This is a genomic window from Streptomyces sp. 13-12-16 (assembly GCF_002114215.1).
GTDB lineage: Bacteria > Actinomycetota > Actinomycetes > Streptomycetales > Streptomycetaceae > Streptomyces.
In genome coordinates this window covers 19,261-27,430 of sequence record NZ_NCTE01000060.1, presented here as the reverse complement: position 1 = coordinate 27,430, position 8,170 = coordinate 19,261, and the positions used below count along the sequence as shown (strand labels likewise).

The window sequence follows — 8,170 nt, the reverse complement described above, 5'->3', positions numbered from 1 at the left end:
CGCTCACCCGGGCCGCGAGGCGCCGCCGGTTCCCTCCGGCCTGATCCGCCGGGCAGGCCCGGGGCCTGCCCGGACCGTTCCCGCCTGCCGCGCGGCGCCCGGCACGCACTCCCGCGGAGGGCCCCGGGCACGTGGTCCGTTCTCCGGGCGGGCCACGTGAAGGGGCGGGACGGGGCCTGGGTGCGGGGCCGCAGGGGGTGCGGGGGCGCAGCCCCCGAAGAGTGCCCCGGTAGCCTTGCCGCCCGTGACCGCAACCCTCATCTGGATCCTCGTCGCCCTCGTCGTCATCGGCCTCTACCTGAGCTGGACGGCGGGCCGCCTGGACCGGCTGCACGCCCGGATCGACGCCGCGCGGGCCGCGCTCGACGCCCAACTGCTGCGCCGTGCCTCCGTGGCGCAGGAACTGGCCACCTCGGGCGTGCTCGACCCCGCCGCCTCGATCGTGCTCTACGAGGCCGCGCACGCCGCGCGGCAGTCGGTCGAGGAGCAGCGCGAGGTCGCGGAGAGCGAGCTCAGCCAGGCGCTGCGCGCGGTGTTCGGCGACGCGCACCAGGTGGACGCGGTCCGGGAGGCCCCCGGGGGTGAGGAGGCGGCCCTGGAGCTCGCCGAGGCGGTGCGCAGGGTGCCGATGGCCCGCCGATTCCACAACGACGCCGTACGGGCGGCACGGGCGCTGCGCCGGCACCGCAAGGTGCGCTGGTTCCGGCTGGCCGGACACGCGCCCTTCCCGATGGCCTTCGAGATGGACGACGAGCCGCCGACCGCCCTGGTCGAACGGGCCGCGTAACGGCGGGATCCGGCCACCCGGCCGGACCGCCGCCGACCGAAAAGGATCCACCGGCTTCCCATTGGCCCTTGCTGTGGCCTGGTCCGTTCACGTTTCCTCAGTGCTGCAGAAACCCCCTCCTTCCCCTCAGCGAGGTCATTCGTGTCCAGCACGCTCTCCGAAAACCAGGGTCCCGAGACCGGCACCGCCCGTGTGAAGCGCGGCATGGCCGAGCAGCTCAAGGGCGGCGTGATCATGGACGTCGTCACGCCGGAGCAGGCCAAGATCGCCGAGGACGCCGGCGCCGTCGCCGTCATGGCCCTGGAGCGGGTCCCCGCCGACATCCGCAAGGACGGCGGCGTGGCCCGGATGTCCGACCCGGACATGATCGAGGGCATCATCGGCGCGGTCTCCATCCCCGTGATGGCCAAGTCCCGCATCGGCCACTTCGTCGAGGCCCAGGTGCTGCAGTCCCTCGGCGTCGACTACATCGACGAGTCCGAGGTCCTCACCCCGGCCGACGAGGTCAACCACAGCGACAAGTTCGCCTTCACCACCCCCTTCGTCTGCGGCGCCACCAACCTCGGCGAGGCCCTGCGCCGGATCGCCGAGGGCGCCGCCATGATCCGCTCCAAGGGCGAGGCCGGCACCGGCAACGTCGTCGAGGCCGTACGCCACCTGCGCCAGATCAAGAACGAGATCGCCCGCCTGCGCGGCTACGACAACAACGAGCTGTACGCCGCCGCCAAGGAGCTGCGCGCCCCGTACGAGCTGGTCAAGGAGGTCGCCGAGCTGGGCAAGCTCCCCGTGGTCCTCTTCTCCGCCGGCGGCGTGGCCACCCCGGCCGACGCCGCGCTGATGCGCCAGCTCGGCGCCGAGGGCGTCTTCGTCGGATCCGGCATCTTCAAGTCCGGCGACCCGGCGAAGCGTGCCGCCGCCATCGTCAAGGCGACCACCTTCTACGACGACCCGAAGATCATCGCGGACGCGTCCCGCAACCTCGGCGAGGCCATGGTCGGCATCAACTGCGACACCCTCCCCGAGACCGAGCGCTACGCCAACCGCGGCTGGTGACCGTGATCATCGGTGTCCTGGCCCTCCAGGGCGACGTACGGGAACACCTCGTCGCCCTGGCCGCGGCCGACGCCGTGGCCAGGCCGGTCAGGCGTCCCGAGGAACTCGCCGAGGTCGACGGCCTGGTCATCCCCGGCGGGGAGTCCACCACGATCTCCAAGCTGGCGGTCCTCTTCGGCCTGTTGGAGCCCCTCCGCGCGCGCGTGCGCGAGGGCATGCCCGTCTACGGCACCTGCGCCGGCATGATCATGCTGGCCGACAAGATCCTCGACCCGCGCTCGGGCCAGGAGACCGTCGGCGGCATCGACATGATCGTGCGCCGCAACGCCTTCGGCCGGCAGAACGAGTCCTTCGAGGCCGCGGTCGAGGTCAAGGGCGTCGAGGGCGGTCCCGTGGAGGGCGTCTTCATCCGCGCCCCCTGGGTGGAGTCCGTCGGCGCCGGCGCCGAGGTGCTCGCCGAGCACGGCGGCCACATCGTCGCCGTCCGCCAGGGCAACGCGCTGGCCACGTCGTTCCACCCGGAACTGACCGGCGACCACCGCGTGCACGGCCTCTTCGTCGACATGGTGCGCGCGTACCGGACGGCCGAGTCCTTGTAGGATTCCTGCGTTCGTTGCAGAGATGGGTTACGCGAAGGAGACAGGCAGATGTCCGGCCACTCTAAATGGGCCACGACGAAGCACAAGAAGGCCGTGATCGATGCCAAGCGCGGCAAGCTCTTCGCGAAGCTGATCAAGAACATCGAGGTCGCCGCGCGTATGGGCGGTGTCGACCTGGAGGGCAACCCCACCCTCTACGACGCCGTCCAGAAGGCCAAGAAGCAGTCGGTGCCGAACAAGAACATCGACTCCGCCATCAAGCGCGGTGGCGGTCTCGAGGCCGGTGGCGCCGACTACGAGACGATCATGTACGAGGGCTACGGTCCGAACGGTGTCGCGGTGCTCATCGAGTGCCTCACCGACAACCGCAACCGTGCCGCCTCGGACGTGCGTGTCGCGATGACCCGCAACGGCGGTTCCATGGCCGACCCGGGCTCGGTGTCCTACCTGTTCAACCGCAAGGGCGTGGTGATCGTCCCCAAGGGCGAGCTGACCGAGGACGACGTCCTCGCCGCCGTCCTGGACGCGGGTGCCGAGGAGGTCAACGACCTCGGCGAGAACTTCGAGGTGCTCAGCGAGGCCACCGACCTGGTCGCCGTGCGCACCGCTCTGCAGGACGCCGGGATCGACTACGACTCCGCCGAGGCCAACTTCGTCCCGACCATGCAGGTCGAACTGGACGAGGAGGGCGCCAAGAAGATCTTCAAGCTCATCGACGCGCTGGAGGACAGCGACGACGTGCAGAACGTCTTCGCCAACTTCGACGTGAGCGACGAGATCATGGAGAAGGTCGACGCGTAACGCGTCCACTGCTCGGCGGGCCGGCGGGACACTTCCGTCGGCCCGCCGCTCTGTCAGTGGCACCCGATAGCCTGCACGAACAGGTGATCGAGGGAAAAGGGGTGGCACGTGCGCGTACTGGGGGTGGACCCCGGGCTGACCCGGTGCGGTGTCGGTGTCGTGGAGGGCGTCGCCGGGCGGCCGCTCACCATGCTCGGCGTGGGCGTCGTCCGCACGCCGGCCGACGCCGACCTCGGCCACCGCCTCGTCGCCGTCGAGCAGGGCCTCGAGCGGTGGCTGGACGAGCACCGGCCCGAGGTCGTCGCCGTGGAGCGCGTCTTCAGCCAGCACAACGTGCGTACGGTGATGGGCACCGCCCAGGCCAGCGCCGTCGCCATCCTGTGCGCCTCCCGCCGCGGCATCCCCGTCGTCCTGCACACGCCCAGCGAGGTCAAGGCCGCCGTCACCGGCTCGGGCCGCGCCGACAAGGCCCAGGTCGGCGCCATGGTCACCCGCCTGCTGCGGCTGGACGCGCCGCCGAAGCCCGCCGACGCCGCCGACGCCCTCGCGCTCGCCATCTGCCACATCTGGCGCGCCCCCGCGCAGAACCGGCTCCGGCAGGCCGCCGCCCTGCACGCCTCCAGAACCCCCCGCGCACCACACGCCCCGCGCCCATCGAAAGGCCGTACGACATGATCGCCTTCGTCAGCGGCACGGTCGCCGCCCTCGCTCCCGACACCGCGGTGGTCGAGGTCGGCGGGGTCGGCATGGCCGTCCAGTGCACGCCGAACACGCTCTCCGCGCTCCGCGTCGGACAGCCCGCGAAACTCGCCACCTCCCTCGTCGTCCGCGAGGACTCGCTGACCCTGTACGGCTTCGCCGACGACGACGAGCGCCAGGTCTTCGTGCTGCTCCAGACCGCCAGCGGCGTGGGCCCCCGGCTGGCCCAGGCGATGCTCGCCGTGCACAGCCCCGACGCCCTGCGCAGAGCCGTGGCCACCGGGGACGAGAAGACGCTGACCGCCGTCCCCGGCATCGGTAAGAAGGGCGCCCAGAAACTGCTCCTGGAGCTCAAGGACCGCCTCGGCGAGCCCCTCGGCGCCCCCGCCGTCGGCGCACCGGTCACCAGCGGCTGGCGCGACCAGCTGCACGCCGCCCTGATCGGCCTCGGGTACGCGACCCGCGAGGCCGACGAGGCCGTGTCCGCCGTGGCACCCCAGGCGGAGGCCGCCGAGGGCACCCCGCAGGTGGGGCAGCTGCTGAAGGCGGCCCTGCAGACGCTGAACCGCGCCCGATAGCCCGTACGGAGAGCTGAGGCACACGCACATGAACTGGGACGACACCACCGGCACCGACGCCACCGGCGAGCGGCTGGTGGGCTCCGTCGCCGACCGCGAGGACCAGGCGGTCGAGGCCGCCCTGCGCCCCAAGGACCTGGGCGAGTTCATCGGCCAGGAGAAGGTCCGCGAACAGCTCGACCTCGTGCTGCGCGCCGCCCGCGCGCGGGGCGCCACCGCCGACCACGTGCTGCTCTCCGGCGCCCCCGGTCTCGGCAAGACCACCCTCTCGATGATCATCGCCGCCGAGATGGAAGCCCCCATCCGCATCACCTCGGGCCCCGCCATCCAGCACGCCGGCGACCTCGCGGCGATCCTCTCCTCCCTCCAGGAGGGCGAGGTGCTCTTCCTCGACGAGATCCACCGCATGTCCCGGCCCGCCGAGGAGATGCTCTACATGGCGATGGAGGACTTCCGCGTCGACGTGATCGTCGGCAAGGGCCCCGGCGCCACCGCCATCCCCCTCGAACTGCCCCCCTTCACCCTGGTCGGCGCCACCACCCGGGCCGGCCTGCTGCCGCCCCCGCTGCGCGACCGCTTCGGCTTCACCGCGCACATGGAGTTCTACGAGCCCGCCGAGCTGGAGCGGGTCGTCCACCGCTCGGCGAGCCTCCTCGACGTGGAGATCGACCCGGCCGGCGCCGCGGAGATCGCCGGCCGCTCCCGCGGCACGCCCCGCATCGCCAACCGCCTCCTGCGCCGCGTCCGCGACTACGCGCAGGTCAAGGCCGACGGGGTGATCACCAAGGACATCGCCGCGGCGGCCCTCGCCGTCTACGAGGTCGACGCCCGGGGCCTCGACCGGCTGGACCGGGCCGTACTGGAGGCCCTGCTGAAGCTGTTCGGCGGCGGACCGGTCGGCCTGTCCACGCTCTCCGTCGCGGTCGGGGAGGAACGTGAGACCGTGGAAGAGGTGGCCGAACCCTTCCTCGTACGGGAGGGCCTGCTCGCCCGCACCCCGCGCGGGAGGGTCGCCACTCCGGCGGCATGGGCGCATCTCGGCCTCACGCCGCCCCGCTCGGGGACCCCCGGAAACGGACAAGGGGACCTGTTCGGGGCGTGACGGCGAGGACGATGGCCCGGGCAGGAACCCCGGTGCCATGCTGAGCGTTGTTCCCTGCGCGCGGACTCGCTTAGACTCCGCCGATGCCACCCTTGTCGGCGGCAGTACATACCCCCAACCATCAGGCCGTTCACCATCGCGGTCGTGTGAAGGAAGTTCCGACCCGTGAGTCTCCTGACCCTCCTCCCGTTCATTGTGCTCATCGGGGCCATGTTCCTGATGACCCGGTCGGCCAAGAAGAAGCAGCAGCAGGCCATCGACATGCGGAACCAGATGCAGCCCGGTTCCGGCGTCCGCACCATCGGGGGCATGTACGCCACGGTCAAGGAGGTCAGTGAGGACACGGTCCTCCTCGACGCCGGCCCGGGTGTGGAGCTGCTGTTCGCCAAGAACTCGATCGGTGCCGTCCTGACCGACGAGGAGTACAACCGCATCGTCCACGGCATCGAGCACGACCTGAAGTCCGACGCCGACCTCGTCCCCGACGACGCTTCCTCCCTCACCGAGACCGACGACTCCTCCGACGCTGCCGCCGCCTCCGACGACACGCCTGTCGACCTCGGCAAGAAGGACGCGGCCGACGAGCCGGCCGACGCCGACGAGGCGAAGGCGGACGCGCAGTCGAAGAAGTCCGACGGCGACTCCGACGCGAAGTAGTCGTGGCCCGGGGCGCGCGGGTAGCACCCGCGCGCCCCGGGACATGCCCGACTCGCACGGAGTCCCGACACCATGTCATGGCCGCCCGCCCGCCGATCCGGCGCGAGGCGGCCCGAGAGGGAGTACGAGAAGGTGGCAGCACTCAAAAAGGGACGGAACGCGAGCGCCACAAGTAAGCCGTGGCGCTCGCTCGCTCTGATCCTGATCGCCATCGTGGCGCTCACCGGCGGCATGTTCGCATCCGGGCACACCACTCCGCGTCTCGGCATCGACCTGGCCGGTGGTACGAGCATCACGCTGGCGGCGGTCCCCGAGGCCGGCCAGGAGTCCGCGATCAACAAGACCAACATGAACACCGCGGTCTCCATCATGGAGCGGCGTGTCAACGGTCTTGGCGTCTCGGAGGCCGAGGTCCAGACGCAGGGTGACCGCAACATCATCGTCAACATTCCCAAGGGCACGAACTCCAAGCAGGCCCGGGAACAGGTCGGCACCACCGCCAAGCTCTACTTCCGCCCTGTGATCGCCACCGAACTCGCCGGTGGCGGCGCCGCTCCCACGCCCAGCGCGACCAGCGACGGCTCGGAGCAGGACTCCGGCAAGGACAAGGCCACGGAGAAGGCGACCGACGGTTCCTCCCCGTCGGCGAGCGCCACCACCCAGGGCCGCGCCGTCACCGACGCCCTGAAGGCCGACGAGACGCCGGCCGCCTCCCCGAGCGGTACGGCCGAGGACAAGGCCAGCCCCTCCGCGTCCGCGTCCGGCGGCACCTCCGGCGACGCCGACAGCAAGCTCCAGGCCCAGTACGCCGCGCTCGACTGCACCAAGGAGAGCGTCCGCGCCAAGGCCGGCGACGGTTCCAAGTCCAGCGACTCGACCGTCGCCTGCGGCCAGAACTCCCAGGGCCAGTGGCAGAAGTACATCCTCGGTCCCGCCGCGGTCGACGGCACGGACGTCGACGAGGCCAGCGCCGTCCTGAACACCCAGACCGGTGCCGGCTGGGTCGTCACCATGGACTTCACGGACAAGGGTGCCAAGAAGTTCGCCGACATCACCGGCCGGCTCGCCCAGAACCAGTCCCCGCAGAACCAGTTCGCCATCGTCCTGGACAACGAGGTCGTCTCCGACCCGTACGTCAGCCAGGCCCTGACCGGCGGCAACGCCGAGATCTCCGGCAACTTCAACCAGCAGTCGGCGCAGGAACTGGCCAACATGCTGTCCTACGGCGCCCTGCCGCTGACCTTCCGCGAGGACAGCGTCACCACCGTCACCGCCGCGCTCGGCGGTGAGCAGCTGAAGGCCGGCCTGATCGCCGGTGCCATCGGCCTCGCCCTGGTCGTCATCTACCTGCTGGTCTACTACCGCGGCCTGTCCTTCATCGCGATCCTGTCGCTGCTGGTGTCCGCCGCGCTCACCTACGTGATCATGTCGCTGCTCGGCCCGGCCATCGGCTTCGCGCTGAACCTGCCGGCCGTGTGCGGTGCCATCGTCGCGATCGGCATCACGGCGGACTCGTTCATCGTGTTCTTCGAACGGGTCCGGGACGAGATCCGCGAGGGCCGCACCCTGCGCCCCTCCGTGGAGCGGGCCTGGCCGCGCGCCCGGCGCACCATCCTGGTCTCCGACTTCGTGTCGTTCCTCGCCGCCGCGGTGCTCTTCGTCGTCACCGTCGGCAAGGTCCAGGGCTTCGCGTTCACGCTCGGCCTGACCACCGTGCTCGACGTCGTGGTGGTGTTCCTCTTCACCAAGCCCCTGCTCACGCTGATGGCCCGCCGCAAGTTCTTCGCGAGCGGCCACAAGTGGTCCGGCCTCGACCCGAAGGCGCTGGGTGCGAAGCCGCCGCTGCGCCGTACCCGTCGTCCCTCCGCCCCTGCCCAGACGAAGGAGGCGTGAG

The 8,170-nt window shown here is 71.1% G+C and carries 9 protein-coding genes; all 9 read left to right on the top strand.

The features are described from left to right. Positions 1–244: 244 nt before the first annotated feature. Positions 245–787, top strand: a complete 543-nt coding sequence (locus tag B7767_RS02865) for a hypothetical protein (RefSeq protein WP_085570708.1) — start codon at positions 245–247, stop codon at positions 785–787. A gap of 141 nt (positions 788–928) precedes the next feature. After that, positions 929–1,840 (top strand): pyridoxal 5'-phosphate synthase lyase subunit PdxS, encoded by a 912-nt coding sequence (gene pdxS / locus B7767_RS02860; protein ID WP_073933758.1) that lies wholly within the window; start codon positions 929–931, stop codon positions 1,838–1,840. Beyond that, a complete protein-coding gene (pdxT, locus tag B7767_RS02855) occupies positions 1,834–2,439 on the top strand; it encodes a pyridoxal 5'-phosphate synthase glutaminase subunit PdxT (protein ID WP_085570709.1) in 606 nt (201 codons plus the stop codon). The genes pdxS and pdxT overlap by 7 nt, the downstream gene beginning before the upstream one ends. 48 nt (positions 2,440–2,487) lie before the next feature. Next, on the top strand, positions 2,488–3,240 hold the full coding sequence (locus B7767_RS02850; RefSeq protein WP_085570707.1) for a YebC/PmpR family DNA-binding transcriptional regulator: 753 nt from the start codon (positions 2,488–2,490) through the stop codon (positions 3,238–3,240). Between the two features lie 108 nt (positions 3,241–3,348). Next, complete coding sequence (gene ruvC, locus B7767_RS02845) at positions 3,349–3,915, top strand: crossover junction endodeoxyribonuclease RuvC (RefSeq protein WP_085570706.1); 567 nt, start codon at positions 3,349–3,351, stop codon at positions 3,913–3,915. Continuing rightward, positions 3,912–4,517, top strand: a complete 606-nt coding sequence (ruvA, locus tag B7767_RS02840) for a Holliday junction branch migration protein RuvA (RefSeq protein ID WP_085570705.1) — start codon at positions 3,912–3,914, stop codon at positions 4,515–4,517. Before ruvC ends, ruvA begins: the two co-directional genes overlap by 4 nt. 28 nt (positions 4,518–4,545) lie before the next feature. Then, positions 4,546–5,619 carry a Holliday junction branch migration DNA helicase RuvB gene (gene ruvB / locus B7767_RS02835; RefSeq protein ID WP_085570704.1) on the top strand — a complete coding sequence of 358 codons (1,074 nt, stop codon included), beginning with the start codon at positions 4,546–4,548 and terminating at the stop codon, positions 5,617–5,619. Positions 5,620–5,784: 165 nt separating this feature from the next. Next, complete coding sequence (gene yajC / locus B7767_RS02830) at positions 5,785–6,276, top strand: preprotein translocase subunit YajC (RefSeq protein ID WP_085570703.1); 492 nt, start codon at positions 5,785–5,787, stop codon at positions 6,274–6,276. A gap of 132 nt (positions 6,277–6,408) precedes the next feature. Next, complete coding sequence (gene secD, locus B7767_RS02825) at positions 6,409–8,169, top strand: protein translocase subunit SecD (RefSeq protein ID WP_085570702.1); 1,761 nt, start codon at positions 6,409–6,411, stop codon at positions 8,167–8,169. Position 8,170 lies beyond the last annotated feature (1 nt).